The sequence below is a fragment of the Phyllobacterium myrsinacearum genome, assembly GCF_014138285.1.
GTDB lineage: Bacteria > Pseudomonadota > Alphaproteobacteria > Rhizobiales > Rhizobiaceae > Phyllobacterium > Phyllobacterium myrsinacearum_A.
In genome coordinates this window covers 26,940-47,707 of sequence record NZ_JACGXN010000017.1, presented here as the reverse complement: position 1 = coordinate 47,707, position 20,768 = coordinate 26,940, and the positions used below count along the sequence as shown (strand labels likewise).

Sequence of the window (20,768 nt, the reverse complement as noted above, 5' to 3'; positions counted from 1 at the left end):
GCGGTGTCGCAAAGTCTTGATTGTCATAAAACAGGGGAAGGAAAGAGCATGGGTGTTCGAAAGCTGTCTTTATGCCTGGTCTTGATGCTTGGTGCCGGTTTTCCGGCTGCTGCCAGGCAGGTTGAGATCGTCAAAAAGGGCAATACCGAAATTGAAACCATCGTTGACGGAAGCGGCCCGGCAATCGTCATCCTGCCGTCGACGGGGCGTGATGGCTATGAGGATTATGATGCGGCGGCGGAGCACTTGGCCAAAGCGGGGTTTAAAGTGCTGCGGCCGCAGCCAAGGGGCGTGGGACAATCCAAGGGCCCGATGGAAGGCGTGAGCCTCTACGATTTTGCCCGGGACACGGCCAATGTCATCGATGCCCTGGGTGATGGCCGGGCCGTTGTCGTCGGCCATGCCTATGGCCATTTCATCGCCCGCATGGTTGCCACCCAGTACCCCGAGCGGGTTCGGGGCGTTACGATTGCAGCGGGTGCTGCCAGCGATACCGCAGAAAGAAATCCGCTGGTCTGGTGGGCGCCGGATTATGCCTCCACACCTTCCCTGTCCGATGATATGCGGCTGGCAGCCTTGAAGGGTGCTTTCTTTGCCAAGGGGCATGATGCCACCCTGTGGCTGCAGGGATGGTATCCCCAAGTTATCAAGATGCAATCCGAAAACCCGGTTCCGCGGACGATCTGGTGGGCGGCGGGCAGCGCGCCGATTCTTGAAGTCATTCCTGAGGAAGATCCGTTCAAGCCGCGCGACCGCTGGGGTGAATTGCGCCAGCAATTCGGTGACCGGGTGACGACCATCACCATTGCCAATGCGTCGCATGCCTTGTTTCCGGAGCAGCCGGCTGCCGTCGCCGACGCCATCGCGACCTGGGCAAACGGCTTGCCGAAGTGATGGAGTGGCGGGTCCGCACACATGAGCGCCCGCAGCGGAATGATGCAAAGATCAGGGGTGTGATAAATGCTGGCAATCTATGATCCACGTCAAGAATTGCACCAGCCGCTGACGCGGCTGGCAGGAGGGGTCCTGCGTCCAAATCTGGAACAAGCGGACCGCATTGTGTCATTCCAGAATGCGCTGCACAGGATGTCCATTGCTACTTCGGTGCCTGCCGATGCGGGTGATGAAATCCTGCACAGCGTGCATGAGACCGGATATCTGGATTTCCTCGCCACTGGTTATGCCGAGTGGCGGGCTATGCCGGACACGGGACCGGAACTGCGTGTCAGCGCGCATCCCAATGTCTACATGAACCGCTTGCCGCGCAATTTCTACGGACGCGCGGGCTATTACCAGGCCGATGCTGGCTGTGTGATCGTCGAAGGGACGTGGCCGGCCTGCCGTGCGAGCGCGATGACGGCGATTGAAGCAGCGAGGCGTGTCGTTGATGGTGCGCCAGCTGCCTATGCACTCTGCCGCCCGCCTGGGCACCATGCCTATGCCGACAAGGCCGGCGGCTTTTGCTATCTCAACAATACGGCACTCGCGGCGCAAGTTGCACGCGGAAGCACGGACCGCGTTGCCATCATAGATATTGATGTCCATCACGGGAACGGCACACAGGCAATCTTTTATGATCGGTCCGATGTCTTGCATGTCTCGGTGCATGGGGATCCCGCCGATCTCTATCCGTTTTATGCTGGCTATGCTGATGAGTGCGGGCGGGGCGCCGGCGAAGGGGCGAATTTGAACCTGCCCGTGCCGCTGCTGAGTGACACTGCCGTTTACTGCGCCGCTGTCGAACGCGGGCTCGGCGTGATCAGCCATTATGCTCCGGAGATGTTGATTGTCGCACTTGGCCTCGATGCATCGACAGATGACCCCTTTGCCTGCATGCGCGTGGATCGGACCGGCTTCGCGCGCATGGGTGAGGCCATTGGTACCATGCGCCTGCCGACGGTGATCGTGCAGGAGGGGGGATACCATTCACCTGAGCTTGAGCACAATTTCGAAGCCTTCCTGACCGGCTTCCTGCACCGTCATGGCTGAGGAAAACATGCACCCGGACAATCAGACAGCAGAGTGATACCACAGACGAAAGGGTTGCACGGAATGTCTTCGACTTCTTCTGATGCCATGAGCCTCGAACGGCTGGCCCGTTTTGGCGAGGATTGGCGGCGTCATGACCTTGATGCCTGCATGGGCTATTTTACCGACGATGCGGTCTATGCTGCGTCGACGGGACCGGGACCGGGCACGATCTTTGCGGGAAGGCAGGCCATCCAGGACGAGCTGGCGCGCATTTTCCGGTCGCTGGAGCCTGGATCGTTCAAGCCCGGCGCCTGCTCTATCAGCGGGAATCGCGGCTTTGCGTTGTGGGAGCTTGAAAGGCGCATGCCGGATGGATCGATTATAATCTTCGAGGGCATTGACGTGTTCGAGTTTCGAGGTAATTTTCTCACGCTAAAAGATTCTTATCGCAAAACGTTTGCGTGAAAATTGTCCAAATCCCCGAGTTACTAGCTGCACTTAAACCAACGAGGCGGAACCATCAACCGATGCGAGAGGACGCGCATCGGTGCGACTTCGATGATTGCCAATGGAAATGAATGTTGTTGGTATCATTGTAGCCGTGGCGGCGTCACCTTCGGCGATGACGGCGGACTGATCGGCGCGATCGGGGTCTCCGGTGGAACCCCGGAACAGGATGCGGTACTCGCCCACGCAGCTGCCGCTTGATACTACAGTTCTAGGGCCGCCACTATAGCGGCCATAGAACGTTGAGAATGCTGAGTAAGGTTCTGTCGCAATAATTTGCATGGGACATTATAAGTACAAGCCAGTTAGACTTAGGCAGCGAGTATTTGGGGTTCTAAGTCCTAAACCAGACTTTAGAGCCAAGATATCAACGTGAGCAACTTGATCTCTTCAGCGTCATTTACATAAAGATTCTGATCGGCTGCATCCTGCGTGCGCACTTGGCATGGCGCCGTGTCAGTATTGCCTCAATGAGGCTATCCCGCTGAGGATGAAATCAACTCCTGCGAGAAAATCCATTCGGTCGTCGTGAGTGGGCAACTGTGTGGCTACGCTTCGCGTGAACGGATACTCATTCGGATCGAGCTGAGACCAAACGATTGATACCTCTGCTAGAAAGTTGGCTCGATCAAAGCCTTGCTCAAGACCAAGCTGGGCGTTGGCCGCATTCTGGCTGCCAACGCCAAGGATGTAGTTCAATAAAGCAGCTACGACTGTCCATTGTGTGTTGTCTGGGACGCCCAAGGCGCGAACCTGCTGGCCGAGGCGTTCGAAAATGCGCACCATTGGCAACTGCCCAGCCGCACGTGTGAGAGCTGATCCCACCCACGGATGCGCGTCGATTGCGTCAAACATGCCGAGTGCAACGGCGCGAATTGTTGCCTCGGGCGTTGTGCCAACAGATGTGGTGTTCATCGTACGAGAAACGATGGCATCGCAGGCGGCCGTCAGAAGCTCGCTTTTGTTGGCGATATGCCAATAGATTGCACCAGGACCCGTGGCGAGCCGTTTGGACAGGGCCTGAAACGTCAGTCCGCCTTCGCCGCTTTTGTCCAAGAGCTCAATGGCCGCTTCAATGATTCGATCCGTCGAGAGCGATTGCTCCCGTCGCTGGGTGCTGCGTGCTTTTTTCATCATGTCGCATCTTGACATAAATGGAATGACGTTCCAAGTATGGAATGACATTCCATTATTAATTCAGAGTTTCTGACAGAATTTTACAACACGAAGGAATTAGGATGACGATATCAGTTGCAATTATTGGAGCGGGGCTTGGCGGTCTGACTTTAGCCCGTGTCCTCCATGTTCACGGCATTGAGGCGATAATCTATGAAGCGGAAGCCTCGGCAGACGCACGCGCGCAGGGAGGAATGCTTGATATCCACGAACGTAATGGGCAACTCGCACTCAAGGCGGCGGGACTATTTGAAGATTTTCTCGAACTCATTCACCCGGGAGGCCAGGCGTCGCGAGTGCTCGACAAGGAAGGCAATGTCCTGCTTGATAAACCCGACGACGGTACACTCAGCCGACCCGAAGTAAATCGGGGAGAGCTTCGCAGGATACTGCTTGGCTCACTTCCTGCCGATCGGATTCGCTGGAACCATAAAGTCACAGCCGTGACCCCACTCGGCGATGGACGGCACATGGTGGCCTTTGCTGACGGTTCCACGGTGACTACGGATCTTCTGGTGGGCGCGGACGGTGCTTGGTCGAAAGTTCGTCCGCTACTTTCCCCCGACAAGCCAGAATATGTTGGCACGTCATTCATTGAGACGTACCTGTTTGACAGCGACAATCGGCACAAGGCAAGCGCGGAAGCAGTTGGCGGTGGCGCGCTGTTTGCACTGGCGCCGGGCAAAGGCATCCAGGCGCATCGGGAGCCCGACGGAGTGCTGCACACATACGTGGCGTTAAACAAGCCCGAAGACTGGTTTGGCCATATCAACTTCGCCGATCCGGCGACTGCCTTGGCCTGCGTTGCCAAGGAATTTGAAGGCTGGGCCCCAGAGCTGACAGCGCTGATCACCGACGCTGAGACCGCCCCTGTGCTTCGTCCTATCCATTCACTCCCGATCGAACACAGATGGGATCGCGTACCCGGGGTGACACTGCTCGGTGATGCAGCACACCTGATGATACCGTCCGGGGAGGGGGCAAACCTTGCGATGTATGATGGCTCTGAACTCGCGAGAGCCATTGTTGCCAACCCCGGGAACGTTGAAGCAGCGCTTCTGGCCTATGAAACGGACTTGTTTCCTCGCAGCGCATCTGAAGCTGCAGAGGCAATGCAGATTAACGCACTATTATTTGGCAGCAATGCTCCTTACAGCCTCGTTGATTTTTTCACGGATAACCAGCCGGTCGAATAAAGAACTGCATATGAGCAAAATGACTTTGGAAAGTGCCAAAGGCCTCGTGAATGGGCGAAAGTAGACTGATAGATTTAAGTTTTTTCCTATTAGATTGCCGATACGCTCCGTAAATCCCGTTGCGTGATTTTGACTGGGTTCTGATCGTCAAGGACTTATTGAAAGAAAAGCACTTGTTGCAACAGCATTCCCGGTGCTCGGGCATACCAAATGTTTGTTATCTTATCACTTGGGTGTGCCTGACCGATTCCGGACTGGCAGAATTCAACTGGATGTTGAGTCTTGGATTTCACTATGGATAACACCTTTACCCCTCTTTCGATCAAGACCGACCTGTCTTGGGTGCCGGATACGCTTTCAATTGGCGAGCCATTCGTAACAGCTCAGACATATGTCGAAACGTATCTGGCAGATCCAAAAAAATGGCATTGGTCGACGGACCTTCTTAACGAACCGCAGGACTTGGTCCTGAAGCGGGTCCTTGCCATAATATCCCAAGCACGGCTTCCCGATCATGCCCTGGCACTTGGTCAATTGGGAGCGGGCCCACTTGAAAATATGATGTCCAAGGAGCTGCTAGATCATCTGCAGTCATGGGTGCCATTCAGCGCGACGATGTCCTACGCGCTTGGTATGGTGCGAATGACATTCGAAGACACCAAGCTACAACAGCGTTTTGAAATTATGATGCAGCGGTCAGATGGTGTGCCCGGATAAGACAAGGCTGATCCAGTGGTGGATCGTTGAGTGTTGAATTTCATCCCAATTTGATCCACTTTTTCATTTCGCTCCGACCATATGGAGAAATAGAAACCCATGTGTTCTATGATGCTTAACTTCACAGGAGTGGATCACCAACAGATGGAAAAGCCGTTCAATGCGTGCTGCGAATCAATAGAAAGTGGCTGTGAGAGTAAACCCACGTTTTATAATCAGCTCTTTTTATGGCCCTTCGATGTTTGTTCGAGCCGATAATCTCCCTCGCCGATTGCAACGCCAACTTTACAATCGATGAGATGGACAGCCTCTGTTCCATTCATATCGCGCGGGATACAGCTTCCGCCGTGCGTACAGTAGAGCCAGCCGTCAGGTCCTTTTCTGGCAATGTCCAACGGTAGTTTCTGTCCTTTTTGCCAAACGTTGCTCATGTCGTCGGTAATGGACTGTCGAACCAGGGCATGGCAGTCTGCCGCTTCACTCGCTTGCCCGGTTATCGATAGCAAGACCAATGAAATTCCAAGGCTTCGCGCAACATTTCTCATCTTATTCTCCTTGTACTCAGATAAAATTTCTCGAAAGTGAGCCTTTATTTATTGGTATGAGGATTGCTTTGGTGCTCGGCTACTTCCGCTTTAAGTCACCCTCATACACTTGAAATCCTCACCCAGTGTTGTTCGGCTATTTCGATCAGTTTCGATTGCGATGGGGGGCGGAAGACATCCGGGGTAACCCTAGTGTCTGTACCAAATTCGGCATTTTTCAGCACTATCAAATCCCGGGATTTGGGGTTTGGCGGTGTAGATATCCGATCGTCAACGTTGGGGATGGCTGCGATCAATCGGCGCGTATAAGGATGCGCTGGCGTTTGAAATATTTGCTGCCAACCTCCAGATTCCACAACTTCGCCGAAATACATTACGAGCACCCGGTCGCTCATATGCTCCACGACGCTCAGATCATGGCTGATCATCAGATATGAGAGGCTAAGCTGTTCCTTGAGATCTAATAGCAGATTGATGATCTGGGCTCGTATGGATAGGTCAAGTGCGGACACCGGCTCATCGAGAACAACGATTTCCGGTTCGAGGATGAGTGCGCGCGCGATGCCAATGCGTTGGCGCTGTCCACCAGAAAACTCATGCGGATATCTGTTCGCCTGTTCAGGTGTAAGACCGACATTTTTGAGCATCACTTCAATTCTGGCTTCGATTTCGGATGCTGCTGTAATCCCATGAAGGCGTAGCGGTGCCGAAAGCGATTTACGTACTGTCTGCCGCGGGTTCAAAGAGGCATATGGGTCCTGGAATACCATTTGCACCGCCTTTGCTCGCTGCATGCGTGTCGGTGCATTCGGCCCGGTGAAGGGTTGGCCGCGATATGAGATTGTTCCTTCCGTTGGCTGTTGCAAGCCAAGGATGGTGAGAGCCGTTGTGGTCTTGCCGCACCCTGACTCGCCGACAATAGACAGGCACTCACCCTTGGCAAGTGAGAAGGTCACTCCGTTGACAGCGTGAAGCATATGCCGGCTGCTGCCGAATAGGCTTCCGCCGCTCATTGAAAAGCGAACATGCAGGTCTTCCACACGTAGAATAGGAGCTGTCATGGTGTGCTCCCTTCTTTGATGCGTGGAGCAATGCAACGCGTTTTCGTCAGAATCGATCGATCAGTGATGATGCTGTCGATATCGACCAATCGCTGACGTCCGTTTTCAAGGCGACCTCCCAGTCGAGGGAGCGCGCCCAGCAGACCTCGGGTGTAGGGATGCTGAGGGTCGGAAAACAGGCGGTCTGTACTATTTTCTTCAACCAGGCACCCCGCATACATGACACCAACCCGCTGGCATACGGCAGCGATTACCCCAAGATCATGACTGATAAATAAAACGGCAGTCTGGCGCTCGGCACACAAATCCTTGATGAGCTTCAGCACCTCTGCCTGAACTGTTACATCGAGCGCCGTCGTCGGTTCGTCAGCGATGAGAAGGTCAGGATCGCAGGCCAGCGCGATCGCGATCATGACGCGTTGACGCAAGCCCCCGGACATCTGGTGTGGGTAGTCGTTCACGCGGCGTTCGGGGTTAGGTACGCGAACCCTTGCAAGTGAGTCGACTGCTAGCCGTCGTGCTTCGCGCCAATTTTTCCCCTGGTGCAGGATAAACATTTCGGCAATCTGGCGTCCAACGGTCGATAGTGGATTGAGCGCCGTCATGGGTTCCTGGAAGATCATTGCGACATTCTTTCCTCGCAGGCGTCGCATTTCACGCTTTGGCAAGGTCAGCAAGTTTCTGTCCTTGAAAATGATTTCGCCGCCGGAGACTGACAGTGGTTTTCGCAAAAGACCCATCACAGCAAGCGAGGTTATTGATTTGCCCGAACCGGACTCACCGACCAAGCCGTAAGCTTCGCCAGGCATGATTTGGAATGAAATGTCGTTAAGCAGCGGATGAAGGTCTCGCCCGAGCCTGAGCCCAAGGTGAAGATTCCTGATGTCGAGAAGTGGCTGGGTCATGGTTTGCGCGTCCTCATGTGCGGATCGAGGCTGTCACGTAGGCCATCGCCGAGGAGATTGAAGCCAAGCACGGTCAGGAAGATTGCAAGGCCCGGAAAAACGGCGATCCAGGGCGCGAGCTGGATAAGCTGACGGGCATCCGTCAGCATGGAACCCCAGCTTGGAGAAGGAGGCTGAATTCCAAGTCCGATGAAAGAGAGCGCGGCCTCGGAGAGAACCGCAGATCCCATCCCCAACGTCGCCATGACGAGAATAGGACCCATCATATTTGGGAGGATTTGCGTAAACATGATGCGCATATCTCCATAGCCGAGAATTTTCGCGGCTTGGACATACCCTTGCGATTTGAGGGAGAGGGTCGATGAACGCGCCACCCGGCATGTCCAACTCCAATTGGTCAGGCCGAGCGCGATCAGGAGCGACGGGAGACCTGGGCCCAGCACAGCTAAAACGGCAAGCGCGAAGATCAACGATGGGATCGCGAGCATCACGTTGGTAAGACCGCTGACCAGATCGTCCCACCAGCCACCCCAGTAGCCACCAGTCATACCGAGTGTAACGCCGATGAGGGAATTGATGAGTTGTGAGACGATACCAACGGTCAATGAAATCTGTGCGCCGTAAAGCGTGCGGGTCAATACATCCCGGCCCTGTGCGTCTGTGCCGAACCAGAATGTTGCGTCGGGAGGTAGTTCAGAATTCATCAAATCCGCATTGAAGACCGGATCGAAAGGAGCAATCCATGGAGCAAGGATGCCGGCAAAGATTACCAGTGCGGTCAGGGTCGCACCGAGCCAGAAATTAAATCCAAAACGCATTGCCGTTACCCCTGCTTGATACGAGGATCGATCGCCGCGTAAATGAGATCGACTGCCGTGTTGATGGCGAGGAACCAGAGCACTATGACGAGGATCGTGCCCTGAACCACAGGAATGTCGCGGATTGCGACGCTGTCTACGAGCAGCGAACCTATGCCTGGCCAAGCGAAGAGCTTTTCGATAATGACGGCCTGGCCGACGAGCGATCCGAATTGCAAACCGACAGTGGTAATGATCAGCACGAGCGCATTGCGTGCCACGTGCCATCGCATGACCTTGACGTCACTCATGCCCTTGGCGTGAGCAGTGCGGATAAAATCTGAGTGGAGTACGTCGAGAACACCTGCGCGCGTTGTGCGAGCGAGAAGAGCCATCGGCGCGACACCCAGCGTGATTGCAGGCAGGATGAGGTTCTGGAACGACCCGTCGCCATAGCCGAAGCTGGGTAACCAATTGAGCTGGAGGGCGAAGATATACATCAGTACGAGTCCCAGCCAAAACTCCGGAACGGACAGGCCAGAGACCGCACCGATCATCGTCGCGGTATCCACTATCGAGCCCGGCCTCAGGGCGGCAATGAAGCCCAGAGGCAGAGCAACGATGAGAGCGAACATCATTGCTGCCGATGCGAGTATGAAGGATGCCCAGATGCGATCAGTAATGAGATTGATCACTGGCTGCCGGGTCCGAAAGCTGGTGCCGAGATTGAAATGTGCGAGGTTGGTGATATAGGTCGCGAACCGCTCAACAAGTGGTTTGTTCAGTCCAAGTTCTTCGTTAAGGCGCGCAATAAGTTGAGGATCGGCAGCACGCTTTCCATCAGCCAGAAGACTTGTCGCGAAAGTTCCTGGCACGACTGAGAAAATCACGAATATGATCAGCGCTGCGACGATCACGGTCGGTATGGTTTGCAGAACGCGGCGTATTGTGAAAATAAACATGAGCGGATCCAGTTAGCGGCTGATCGGTAGTGACAATCGAGAAGGGGCAGTTCCGCCAATCTCTCTCGATATTCACTTGCGCGATGCCGGAGCAATCTCGTCGATCCAGATTTGGTCGTAAGGTTGTATTGCCAACTCGTTTGCGTCCGGGACGAGCCCATGAACCCATGGCTGATAGGCCATTACCGCCTTGTTATAATTGAAAAACCAGTAGGGCGCGTCGTCTTGCACGAGGTTATTGGCTTCTCGCAGCAGATCGCTTTGCTTGCTCGGATCACGCTCTTGCTCGGCAGCTTCAAAAAGCTTGTCGAACTCGGAGCTGGCATAGCTGGTAAAGTTGCAGGCGGACTGCGGCGTCTTCGAATAGAAGCATCGCATTGCGCTCAGTGGATCCGGTCCTGACGGGATGGACCATAGGAACGACTGGAAATTGTTCGTTGTTACCTGATCGCCCAGTACTGTGCTTTCGACCGGTTTCGGTTTGACGGTGATCCCGACTTTTTTCAGCATCGGCAGAATCGCTTCGACGATGGGAACGCCCCAACTTTCATTTGGGCTGGCTGTGACCTCAAACTCAAAGCCGTCAGGATAACCGGCTTCGGTGAGAAGAGCCTTTGCCTTTGCTGGATCGAATGCGTACGGCGCTTTGTTCTTGTCGAAGGCCGGAGATGAGAGTGGCAACCACCCGGTTGCGGGGTAGGCCTTATTCTTGATCAGTCGTTGCACGATCAGCGGCGTGTTAATTGCATAATTTATCGCCTGGCGCACGCGCTTATCCTGGAATGGCTTCAAAGCTGGATTAAGGCCGATGCCGCGCGTGTAGACTTCGGCGACTTCAAGAAGGTGATCTTTCAGCGCCGGGTCTTTTTGGTAGATTTCGTAGTGCGTCGGGCCAAGGATCGAAACATCGATTTCCTTGTTTCGAAAGGCAACATCACGCGTTGCGTCTTCTGCCATGAGGACGATATTGATGTGGTCAAGATAAGGCTTGCCTTCTTTGTAATACTTGTCGAATTTCTCGACCACCACCTGAGAGCCAGGCACATGCGCCTTGAAGACAAATGGACCCAGTCCGACGGGATGGGTGGCGAAGCTGGATTCATCCTTCACGTTCGACGGATAAATTGCTGTCGTGTTTTGCATCAAAGAAAAGCCGGGGTCGATCGGTCCGGTGTAGGTGATTTCAAGCGTGTTTTCGTCGATTTTTTTCAGACCGGAAATGTCGGGTGATTTGCCTGCAATATATTCGTTAGCGCCCTGAATCACTGCAATGTAGCTGGCACCGGGGAAGGCGTTTTTGGGATTGGCAATGCGTTTGTAGCTGTAGACGATGTCATCGGCAGTCAGGGGTTTGCCGTTGTGGAAAATGGCATTCTTCCTGAGGTGATAAGTGTGAACATTGCCGTCTGACGACACGTCCTCAGATGCTGCCAACTCCAGAACCGGTTTGTTCTGGGTCGAGTCCCAGCTGTAGAGTGCGCGATGGATTGCTTGTGCAATGAGCTCTTCCTGGGTGTTGGGGCTCGCCTGTTCGTCGAGTGTGGCAAAGTTCGAACCATAAGGCGCAGTGAAAATGAGCGTCCCGCCATAATGCTCACCGGAAGCCAGAACGGTCGTGGCCATCCCGAGGCTCAATATGGCGGTGGTCGTAATTGTCTTCAGCATTTTATGTTCTCCCTCTCGTGCCGTTAGCGGCATCGTTTCAATTCGTATGCCCGCTTTCACAGCGCCTCATGCACGACGCGGCCTGCAAGCAATGTGAGCACACACCGGGTTGCCGACAGAATTTCGTCTGCGGATGCTTCAAGAAGATCATTGTTGAAGACGGCGATATCCGCCCATTGTCCTTGTATGAGCCGACCCCTTTGTCCTTCCTCCTTCTGAGAATAGGCGCCGAACTCGGTATAGGCCTGTAGAGCCTCCTCCGGGCTCAGTGCTTCCGAGACATTCATGATCGTGCCCCGGGCCGTCTTTCGGGTCATCATGGCGTGCAGGTTGGGGAAGGGGTTCGGGGAGCATACGGGCGCGTCCGAGCCGGTTGACGGCTTTAAGCCCATGCGCATCCACGTCGCGATGGGAGCTGATGCGTGAGCTCGAGCCTCACCCACAACAGAAATATAGCTGTCGCCGAAATCGTGTATGGAGACGATCTGAGGTGCAGGCAGGATTCCTGCCGCCTTGATGCGCTTGTTCTGGCTGGCGCTTACGAAGCTGCAATGTTCGATACGATGGCGGCGATCCGGATCCGGATTTGCTGCGAGCGCCTTTTCATAGCTAGTAATGAGCTGTTCGATTGCCTGATCGCCGATGGCGTGGCAGACCATTTGATAGCCTCGGTCGTGATAGTCCTTTATGACCTTATCTGCGATGTCATTCGGCAGCATCTGCACACCAATATTCGCCGGTTCGCCCTCATAGGGTTGTGACATCCAAGCGGTGCGGCCACCTGCAGATCCATCAAGGAAAACCTTCACGCCTCCGACACGCAACATGTCGTCGCCGGCGCCGGACAAAAGTCCTGCTCGCCATGAATCTTCGACGATGGAATTACCGGGGTCGCCTAATAGGGTTAGCCATACACGCACGGGGAGGCGACCGGCTATCTTCGCCATTTGATATGCTTGAATTTCCGCGAACCCGGCGATGTGACCAACCGCGGCATCCATGCAGCTTGTTATGCCGAAGGAAAGTAAATGCTGTCCGCCGCGCTCGATAGCCTCGATCAGTTCTTCGGTTGTTGCAATCGGAAGCGCCTCTTTCAGAAGGTGCTGGGCGTTGTCCGCTAACAGCCCATTTAGTTTGCCGTCTGTCTTACCGATCACACCGCCGCTTGGGACAGGCGTATCTTCGGTGATCCCGGCGAGTTCGAGGGCGCGTGAATTGGCAATCGTGATATGGCCACATGCGCGCATCAACAGGACCGGATGATCCGGAGCGGCTCGATCCAGATCTTCGCGCGTGGGATGAACGCCGGTGTCTAGGTTAACCTGGTCATATCCGAAAGCCTGCACCCATGCGCCTGTTTGTGTGCTAGCAGCCCGGGCGGTAATTTTTTCCAGTAATGTTGCCAGGGTAGGAGCGACTGAGAATGTCACCTCAACGTCGTTCATTGCCATGCCAGTCGCAATCAAGTGCAAATGGTTGTCTACCAATCCTGGGCATGCAAAGCGCCCTCCAAGATCGATTACCTTGGTAAGAGAGCCCTTTAGGTTGAGGACATCAACATTTGTTCCGGTTGCGATAACCTTGCCTTGCCAAACAGCAAGTGCCTGGCAAATGCCTTCAGAGGAGCCGCGCCAAATGCGCCCGTTGTGCAATATGAGATCGGCTTCCACCAACAATGACATTACCATCCTCCCTAATCGTTACACGAGGCTAAGTTTCGACTGCATTACGGCAGAACCCGGAATGCGAACGTTGCGACAGGGGGAGGATAGATTATTCCATTTGGAACTAGAAATTTATTTAATCATTGATTTCGATAAAAAAATTGAATGATAAGCTATGTGAGGCATTTAAGTGATCTATAGGTAGGTTATTGTGCCAAACCGAAATATTCGGCGACCAAAATGGGCAAATATTTTAGCCATAACAATAATGATCGACACCTAAAAACGCGCGTCTAGAAGGCGAGGAAGCATTGTGTATCTGCGGCAGAGCGGACAGGTACTTTAATCTGATTTTTATGCGACCCAACAAGACGCGGCTAACGCAGTACAAGCGTATTGTTGCGCCTCAACATCGTGCCTGGCATGAGCGCGCCGTCTCGATGAATCGGATCACTGCGGGTCTGGTCGGATCCCCTACTGTTGCTATCGCTGTCAGCAGTTTGACCCCCAGATCCTCGACTGGCTTGAAGACGAGCAGGGGATGAGTCCCAGATAATGAGGCCGGAACAAAGGCGACGCCGAGCCCCGATGCGGCCTGATCGAGCATCGAATGCCACCTGAACATTTCTTCGCGCAATTTCGGTTGGAAGCCGGCTTTTCCGCAGGCAGCAAGTATTGAGTTGTACATGATAGGCCCGAGTTGCTCGGCGCATACGATCAGGCGCTCGTGCTTGAGCTCTGCTAATTGGAGAGCAGGCTGCGCTGCCAGCGCGTGATCGGCACGAAGAGCAGCGACGATAAGCTCTTCCCCGGCAGGTCGCATTACCAATTGCGGAGCGTTCAACGGTGGATGAAGGAAAGCCACGTCAAGCGATCCCGCGGTCAAGGCGTCAACTTGCTCAATGGTCGGCATATTGATGAGGGTGACGTCCACGCCAGGATAAAGATCGGTGTAACGACGAATGGCGGCGGTCATGTTTCCTGCTTCCGGCAACTCGCAATAGCCGATCACCAATGCGCCGGAATCTCCACGAGCGGCATCCTGCGCCATCTGAAAAGCGCCGTTTACATGGTTCAGCGCCGCGCTCAATTCCCTGGCCAGTATCATGCCGGCCTCAGTGAGAAGGACCTTGTGAGGCGACCGCTTTAGAAGAATGCATCCCAGTTGCTCTTCAAGTTTTTTGATCTGATAGCTGAGGGCCGGCTGGGTCAGATGAAGGCGAGCCGCTGCCTTGTTGAAGTGCAATTCCTCGGCAAGGACGCAGAAGCTTTTAGCATATTTGATCATGGTTTATGATAAGAATTATTGATCAGAAAACGCAAGAAAATAAATTTCCCCTGGTGCACGCACTTCCATATTCTTTACGTGGGCACGGCATCCTGCCAGGCCTCACCATCGCTGTTCCACGGGTTGGGTAGAGCACGACGCAACATTTCACGAATCCCGCTGGCCAGAGCTTCGATGGTAGAGACTGTGTTCCGGAAAGCGGTGATCATCATGAGAGGAAGCCCCATTGGTTGGAATAAGTGAAGAAATGCCCGTAGACCAGGTGAGAAAATATTGCTGCGGCACGGTTGGAAAGCTTATCTCTTCCAATATGAAAGCGGCATTGCTTTCGCTATGCCTCTCAGCCTTGTCACTCGGCTATTTGGGCCCCGCCCTCGCTGAGAATGCGCCTGACAACTCAGATTCTGCTGGCGAAGATGCAAAACACACAAAACGTAATGACATTCCACCACGCCTTCAATGGGAGGCAAACTACGGTTATTGCGGTGAGGTGGCGCTCATCAGCGCAGGGCTTTATTATGGACAATATGTTTCGCAGTACGATGCGAGAGCGATTGCCAGTAAGAATGCCGATCAAACGACTGAAAAGAGCCAGCTTCTACTCGGTGTAAATGATAGTTTTGCTGCCAAGCAGATGCATTTGAATGCAGTCGAATGGAATACCGACGCGAAGTCAAACGCAGATGACTTTCTCGTTTGGGTCAGGAAAAATGCCGCTTCCAGTTATCCGGTGATAATTGGCGTCTACATGAATCACTCCCGCTTTCAGGAATCCGGAGCGGAACAAGATGCCGGGCATGAAGAGTACGATCATATCGTACCCGTAATGGCGATCTCCTCAGTCCGGCCATTTGCGGAGTCCAGCCGCTATGACGGCAATGACGTTATTACATTTAGCGACAATGGCCTTTATACCGGTAGCGACAGGTCGGCTGATAAACTTTATCGCTCTTCGTTTGAAGCGTTCCAGGCCGATCGCCGGCAAGCAAATTCGAAGTCACGGCCACTTTATTCCCTGCGACGATCGGGCGGCAACTATGGTTTGGCGGTGAAGGGAGTAATGGATCGTGACGGTCAGACATTACCCGTCCGGGTGTCGACCAACCGGAATTATGAAAAACCCTCTATGAACGAAGGTTCAAACGCTCGCCCTGCGCCGATGAAGCTTACCTTGACTGTGAAAGTATCCGGATTAAAGCCCGGCGTTTCGTATACGCTTTACCGTTACGATAATTTTAAGTCCGTTCCTGATGCATCTTTCAATACGCATGCGGCAAATGCATCCAAAAACTGGCCGATAAAAATTCAATCGGGGTCAAGCTTCACGGTTAAGGAGGAAATTTCGTCGGATCAGTCCGCGATCTTCCGCGCAGTCCCGTCCACAGCGCCTTGATCTTGCAGGGTCCTTGGCCCACCGCCCTCTGCTCAGCTATTTTACAACTGGGCTATTGAAAAAGGTGCAAGGCGGTACGCTGTTTGTTTAGGTTTGCGCTGATCAACAAGGGCGTCGTTGCCAGCATGCAGGAAATGGCAATGCAAGTCTTGGAGGGTGGGCGATGCGATCCTGGAGCTTTCACAGCTGGCTTTCTTCCAATCTGCAATAGTAGCAGGTAGGGAAGTAGCCAAGCAGCGTCAGGTAAGCGACGAGGCGAATCCAATTAAGAGTATCATCTTTTGCATACTGAACTAACGACAGGGCACCTGAATTAAATACGACGCCGAGCAGCAATTCGGGAATTGCAACGACCATCGCGGTAATCTTGAGAAACCGATGCGCTGGAAATACAAACAGAAATGCGATAGTGAAGCAGGCAATGCCAGAGCCGGACGGCCAAACAGCATAGCATATATGCCGTCCAAGTTGATTCTGATGTCTGACACCGGGGGTATGTGCCCAAGGCTCCGAATTTGATCGCAATCAAGCGCCGATCTCATTCAGCCGTAGCAATATCGAGTAGATCGTGCGTCGAGCGCACCAGCCGGTCCAAGCGGGTGATCACGACTCCTTCATTGAACTGGATGTGCGCCATCTACTTTTTGCCGGTTTATCCCGACGCACTCTCGTCTTGGCCTTATTTGGGAAGCGCATGAGAAATTATCTCCCCAAGCGGGCCGCTCCACATATGCGATTTTGACCAGGTTGTGGAACGTTCTAGGAACCAATTGACTCGTGACCAGGTTGCGAGCTGGAATTCACTTCTTAAACAGGGATTGGACTGCTACCTATGCCCGGAAGGATCAACCGGACATGCAATAGATTTTGACGTTCACTATCTCGTTCAAAGGCTGGATGGGAAGTCGAAGGTTTTTGGTTGGATATCAGGTAATGAGCATGCGCTTCTAAAAGAATATGGTATCGGTTAGCCGGCGAAAAGCGGGCTCCGTCGCACAATTGCCAGTACCTGCAGCGTTGCAATTTTTCGGATTATGGTGACACCACCGGTTCGAAAATTAGATTTTGAGGAATATAGATTTTGAAAACTTACAGAATGGAGTCGGGTGTCCATATGGAGCTGCGTAGCGGTTTGCCAAGTGATATTCCCTTTATATATCGCTTAGAAAAACGCTACATGGAAGAAATCGAAAACGATCATCTTGCCAAGTGGCAAGATGGTATCGAACACCATCTCAAACAATGGATAAACAGCCTTCCCCACACGTCCATCGCGTATTTGCAGGACATCCCAGTAGGCTATCTCTTTTGGGAGCGAGAAGGCGAGAAGGCGGTGATTGCGTCGGTGAATGTCGATCCTTCATTCAGACGCAGAGGAGTCGGTTTGGCCTTATTAAAAAGTTTTGAGGATGAAGCTCGGCTCACCGGATGTTCCGTGGCGGAGTTGGGCTTTGTCATCCACAATCCTGCACGTCATTTGTACGAAAAGTGCGGCTATCAGACCGCGGGTGTGGAAGGGCGTTATTTGCTGATGACCAAACGCTTATGAAAGGTTTCGCGATCATGTCCACCTTGTACCGATTTCAGCCGGATTGTGTCTGTCGTCAGAAGATTTGAGCCAATTTGGTTACAAAAGACAGGAGTTTCTGGCTCGGCTCGTCGTGGATCAAAGCGGCTTGGCGTTTGTGATGCAAGCGCCTGAGTTTAATAGTATCGCGTTTGATCCTTTTCCCTTTGTAATAGGATGGTGTGGCCTCGGCTGAAGAATACGTTGGCGGGAGTGAGATCACCGATACTCTCTTGATATCGGCAGTGATAATAGTGCGCGCGAAGGCAGCTATGTGCACTTCGAAGTTTGTGCGAAGTAGGAGTTTTCCAGAAGGATGTGGTTCTTAAGGGTAAGCGGTGTTCTGCTGCCACGTTGCCTTCAGCATCTGATCTGTGATCGACGTTCCGTGGACGAGCGACAAGGAGTTTCTCTTTTGAGACTATATTGGAGGTTCTCAGGACGCGGCGGAGGCAACTTGAGGCTCATCCCCAATATTCGGACGAGGTCAAAGCGTGGATCGAGCGGAGAATTTGCGTCCGGGCGTGACGGTAAATGAGGTAGCCGCGCGCCACGGACTGAAGGCTGATCACATATCCTCCTTACGCACGCTTGCGCGTGCAGGGCAAGCCGGTTTACGGAGGGCTGGCTTCGGTGATTCAAAACTGATCTACGCTGAAAACATTCATCTAGCGTTCCACGATGCTCCGCATAATCGTCATGAGGTGGCGTTCGATGTGTTGAATACTCCCGTTCTGGGCAGAAACCTGAGCGCCTTCGAATAGAAATGTGATCTCCGCAGTCGTGAGCTGCGGATTTGGAATGTGGGCTTTGCGGCACATCTGTAAGACGCGCCCGGCCTGTGCCGTCTTGTGAGTCTCGATTTGTTGGCGCAGAGGGCTTTCTCTGTCTTCGATCTCGGCAATTGTATTCACAAACGGGCAGCCCCGGTGGGATATTGTCTTCAGACCCCGTGAAATAAACTCGGCCAATGCCATAAGCTGCGCGCGTGGGTTATCGTGGTGTACTCGCTCAATTTCGTCCAGCGCATGGCGATAGCGATTAATGGTTACCGTCAACCAATCCTGGATGAGGGCGTCGCGTGAATCAAAATGCCTGTATATGCCCATTTTTGTCGTCTTCGCCTCAACTGCGATGGCGTCCATTGTCACATGCTGGATGCCATTCTCATCAAACAGTTTGTAAGCGGCTGCTGTAATGCGTTCTTTCAGCGAAGACATCTGATCCCCTCAAACAATCAATCTTGACAATGATACCAACAAGTATCATTGATACTGCACAGTATCATTCTATCGAATGTAGTTCATTGAAGAGAGGAAGCAAGCATGAATCTGCGCGATTATACCGCCCAGGACGCCTTGGGGCTCGCGAAGCTGATTGAAAATCGGGAGGTGTCAGCGCATGAGGTTATGGCTGCGGCCTTGGAAGCCAACAGCTTGGTCAATCCAGACATAAATGCTGTTGTCGAGATATGGCCGGAGGAGACGCTGATGCCCCAGTCTGAGCTGGCAAGCGATGCTGCTTTTCCAGGCGTGCCGTTTTTGGTCAAGGATTTGGGTATAACCCGCGCCGGGCGTGCAAGTGAACTTGGCAGCCGTGTCGCCGCCGGCATGGTGGCGCCGGCGGATTCGAACCTGATGAAGCGGTTTCGGCAAAGTGGACTGATACCTATTGGAAGAACAACGACACCTGAATTTGCCATCAGCACGACAACTGAAAGTGTTGCCACTGGCCCGACGCGAAATCCCTGGAACACCCGCCGTAGTGCCGGTGGATCAAGTGGAGGTTCAGGGGCAGCGGTAGCGGCTGGGATTGTTCCTCTTGCCCATGCGACTGATGGTGGTGGCAGTATTCGTGTGCCTGCTGCGGTAAACGGATTATTCGGCATGAAGCCAACCCGAGGCAGGGTGTCCAACGGTCCTTTTGTTGATGAGGTTTGGAGCGGGCTCGCAGTACAGTTCGGCGTCAGCAGGACAGTCAGAGACAGCGCAGCGCTTTTGGATGCTGTGCATGGGGGTGGTATAGGTGAGCCATATTATATTCCATCACCAGCAAACACCTTCCTTTCAGCATTGGACGCCGATCCGCAATCGCTCAGGGTTGGGTTTATGCTTCATCCGATCAACGGCACACAAACGTCGCGTGCAGTGGCAGATCAGCTTTGCCTGATTGCGAAGCTTTGTGAGAATCTCGGTCACAACGTGGAGGAGGTTCAGATGGATCTTGGAGTTTCGTGGGAAGCTTTCGTTCATGCCAATGCTCAGTTCTGGGGGGTAAATACAGCTGCCTGGATCAATTTGGTGGCGAGATTGACCGGCAGAAAGCCTGACCGTGACGTACTTGAGCCGGCAACATCTGCCGTTTATGCCTATGGACAAAAAGTAAGTGGCCTCAATCTACTCGAGGCGCTTGATACAAGAAACACTGTGACGCGCTCCCTCGGAGCCTTTTTTGAGCAATATGACGTGCTGTTAACTCCAACCTTGCCTAACCTGCCTCCTCTGATTGGCGAATACAATAACCGCCAGGACCATCTGGATGGCTTGGAGTGGGTGGAGCGGGTATTCAGTTACTCACCCTTCACCGCTGCTGCGAATGTTGCCGGTATACCTGCGATGTCCGTGCCCTTATCTGTTGATGCAGCAATCGGTATGCCCGTGGGTTCGCAATTTACCGCAGGCTTTGGTCAAGAGGCTCTGCTTTTTAGTCTCGCGGGTCAACTGGAGCGAGCTTTGCCTTGGATCGGACGACAACCGACGGTGTGGGCTGGTAAGCCAAGAGAAAAGTTTTTCGTGAACTTGTGAATAGGTTGCGAGAACAGCAGCACATTCTGAATTCGAGCCTGGCGAATTTACCCAGAAACTCCAGTCATACTCATCCTGGCGTGCCTTTCCCGAGGCGCGTTCAGACTCAATGACCATGCAACGAGGTGGGAACAGGTTTTTACAGGCGTGGAGATTCGGATAGCTCGAGAGCGATCGAATTCAACATGCCTAATAGAAAAGTTCTATAAATCCCGTTGCGTGATTTCAATCCCTGCCGGTGTCTTGATCGATTTGCGTCCGGCCGTAACATCCAAAGCAATCATATCGTTTATCAACGTCGTTTGCGCTTTCGGCGCCAGGGCATATCCTTTTCCCAATTGCCTACCATGATGCATCCAAACGGGATCACTTCGTCGACCACTTCGACAAAACCATAGCGCGCGATCTGAACGCGCACGTTTACTGCATTCTTTATGGTTTCTGACTAACGACTTTAATTTGAATCGCTTAGCCAGAATGCAGCGCCAGAATGGCCGATAAGCTCAACAATCATAAGATGTTATGCGAATTGAAATGCTTAGTCATAAGT

Annotated in this window: 20 protein-coding genes and 1 pseudogene; 10 read left to right on the top strand and 11 right to left on the bottom strand. The window is 53.3% G+C overall.

Annotation, left to right across the window (positions count from 1 at the left end):
• Positions 1-48 precede the first annotated feature (48 nt).
• The 4 genes from FHW16_RS27090 to FHW16_RS29325 all read left to right on the top strand — a co-directional run bounded on the left by FHW16_RS27090 (position 49) and on the right by FHW16_RS29325 (position 2,679).
• A complete protein-coding gene (locus FHW16_RS27090) occupies positions 49-894 on the top strand; it encodes an alpha/beta fold hydrolase (protein ID WP_210278293.1) in 846 nt (281 codons plus the stop codon).
• 66 nt (positions 895-960) lie between these two features.
• On the top strand, positions 961-1,989 hold the full coding sequence (locus FHW16_RS27085) for a histone deacetylase family protein (protein WP_182552408.1): 1,029 nt from the start codon (positions 961-963) through the stop codon (positions 1,987-1,989).
• Positions 1,990-2,052: 63 nt separating this feature from the next.
• Positions 2,053-2,436, top strand: coding sequence for a nuclear transport factor 2 family protein (locus FHW16_RS27080; protein ID WP_182552407.1), 384 nt, complete (start codon positions 2,053-2,055; stop codon positions 2,434-2,436).
• A 93-nt stretch (positions 2,437-2,529) separates the two neighbouring features.
• Positions 2,530-2,679 carry a heme-binding protein gene (locus FHW16_RS29325; protein ID WP_182552405.1) on the top strand — a complete coding sequence of 50 codons (150 nt, stop codon included), beginning with the start codon at positions 2,530-2,532 and terminating at the stop codon, positions 2,677-2,679.
• A 255-nt stretch (positions 2,680-2,934) separates the two neighbouring features.
• Here the strand turns inward: FHW16_RS29325 and FHW16_RS27070 are convergent, their stop codons facing one another.
• The gene (locus FHW16_RS27070; protein ID WP_182552403.1) at positions 2,935-3,615 is read right to left on the bottom strand and encodes a TetR/AcrR family transcriptional regulator; all 681 of its coding nucleotides are present in this window, start codon (positions 3,613-3,615) and stop codon (positions 2,935-2,937) included.
• Positions 3,616-3,716: 101 nt separating this feature from the next.
• Between FHW16_RS27070 and FHW16_RS27065 the strand changes: the two genes are divergently transcribed.
• Together FHW16_RS27065 and FHW16_RS27060 are read left to right on the top strand one after the other, a co-directional pair.
• The gene (locus tag FHW16_RS27065; protein WP_182552401.1) at positions 3,717-4,850 is read left to right on the top strand and encodes an FAD-dependent oxidoreductase; all 1,134 of its coding nucleotides are present in this window, start codon (positions 3,717-3,719) and stop codon (positions 4,848-4,850) included.
• Positions 4,851-5,132: 282 nt separating this feature from the next.
• The gene (locus FHW16_RS27060; protein WP_246711976.1) at positions 5,133-5,567 is read left to right on the top strand and encodes a hypothetical protein; all 435 of its coding nucleotides are present in this window, start codon (positions 5,133-5,135) and stop codon (positions 5,565-5,567) included.
• Positions 5,568-5,782: 215 nt separating this feature from the next.
• Here the strand turns inward: FHW16_RS27060 and FHW16_RS27055 are convergent, their stop codons facing one another.
• The 8 genes from FHW16_RS27055 to FHW16_RS27020 form a co-directional block, all read right to left on the bottom strand.
• Positions 5,783-6,112: a hypothetical protein gene (locus FHW16_RS27055; RefSeq protein ID WP_182552399.1), complete on the bottom strand. Its 330-nt coding sequence runs from the start codon at positions 6,110-6,112 to the stop codon at positions 5,783-5,785.
• Between the two features lie 101 nt (positions 6,113-6,213).
• On the bottom strand, positions 6,214-7,173 hold the full coding sequence (locus tag FHW16_RS27050) for an ATP-binding cassette domain-containing protein (protein ID WP_182552397.1): 960 nt from the start codon (positions 7,171-7,173) through the stop codon (positions 6,214-6,216).
• Entirely contained in the window at positions 7,170-8,078 is a 909-nt protein-coding gene (locus tag FHW16_RS27045; RefSeq protein WP_182552395.1) for an ABC transporter ATP-binding protein, read from the bottom strand. Before FHW16_RS27045 ends, FHW16_RS27050 begins: the two co-directional genes overlap by 4 nt.
• A complete protein-coding gene (locus FHW16_RS27040) occupies positions 8,075-8,896 on the bottom strand; it encodes an ABC transporter permease (RefSeq protein ID WP_182552393.1) in 822 nt (273 codons plus the stop codon). Before FHW16_RS27040 ends, FHW16_RS27045 begins: the two co-directional genes overlap by 4 nt.
• A gap of 5 nt (positions 8,897-8,901) precedes the next feature.
• Complete coding sequence (locus FHW16_RS27035) at positions 8,902-9,837, bottom strand: ABC transporter permease (RefSeq protein WP_182552391.1); 936 nt, start codon at positions 9,835-9,837, stop codon at positions 8,902-8,904.
• A 72-nt stretch (positions 9,838-9,909) separates the two neighbouring features.
• A complete protein-coding gene (locus FHW16_RS27030; protein ID WP_182552389.1) occupies positions 9,910-11,502 on the bottom strand; it encodes an ABC transporter substrate-binding protein in 1,593 nt (530 codons plus the stop codon).
• A gap of 56 nt (positions 11,503-11,558) precedes the next feature.
• Positions 11,559-13,184 (bottom strand): amidohydrolase, encoded by a 1,626-nt coding sequence (locus FHW16_RS27025; protein ID WP_182552387.1) that lies wholly within the window; start codon positions 13,182-13,184, stop codon positions 11,559-11,561.
• Between the two features lie 388 nt (positions 13,185-13,572).
• Entirely contained in the window at positions 13,573-14,454 is an 882-nt protein-coding gene (locus FHW16_RS27020; protein WP_182552385.1) for a LysR family transcriptional regulator, read from the bottom strand.
• A gap of 226 nt (positions 14,455-14,680) precedes the next feature.
• On the opposite strand from FHW16_RS27020, the gene FHW16_RS27015 reads away from it, so the two are divergent.
• On the top strand, positions 14,681-15,847 hold the full coding sequence (locus tag FHW16_RS27015; RefSeq protein WP_210278292.1) for a hypothetical protein: 1,167 nt from the start codon (positions 14,681-14,683) through the stop codon (positions 15,845-15,847).
• 180 nt (positions 15,848-16,027) lie between these two features.
• Here the strand turns inward: FHW16_RS27015 and FHW16_RS27010 are convergent, their stop codons facing one another.
• A complete protein-coding gene (locus FHW16_RS27010; RefSeq protein ID WP_182552384.1) occupies positions 16,028-16,204 on the bottom strand; it encodes a hypothetical protein in 177 nt (58 codons plus the stop codon).
• A gap of 462 nt (positions 16,205-16,666) precedes the next feature.
• Between FHW16_RS27010 and FHW16_RS29000 the strand changes: the two are divergent.
• Together FHW16_RS29000 and FHW16_RS27005 are read left to right on the top strand one after the other, a co-directional pair.
• Positions 16,667-16,818, top strand: a pseudogene (locus FHW16_RS29000) (nuclear transport factor 2 family protein); the annotation flags it as partial.
• A 143-nt stretch (positions 16,819-16,961) separates the two neighbouring features.
• Positions 16,962-17,396 (top strand): GNAT family N-acetyltransferase, encoded by a 435-nt coding sequence (locus FHW16_RS27005; protein ID WP_182552382.1) that lies wholly within the window; start codon positions 16,962-16,964, stop codon positions 17,394-17,396.
• A gap of 686 nt (positions 17,397-18,082) precedes the next feature.
• Here the strand turns inward: FHW16_RS27005 and FHW16_RS27000 are convergent.
• The gene (locus FHW16_RS27000; RefSeq protein WP_182552380.1) at positions 18,083-18,634 is read right to left on the bottom strand and encodes a TetR/AcrR family transcriptional regulator; all 552 of its coding nucleotides are present in this window, start codon (positions 18,632-18,634) and stop codon (positions 18,083-18,085) included.
• Positions 18,635-18,739: 105 nt separating this feature from the next.
• On the opposite strand from FHW16_RS27000, the gene FHW16_RS26995 reads away from it, so the two are divergent.
• The gene (locus tag FHW16_RS26995) at positions 18,740-20,218 is read left to right on the top strand and encodes an amidase (protein ID WP_182552378.1); all 1,479 of its coding nucleotides are present in this window, start codon (positions 18,740-18,742) and stop codon (positions 20,216-20,218) included.
• Positions 20,219-20,768: the final 550 nt, after the last annotated feature.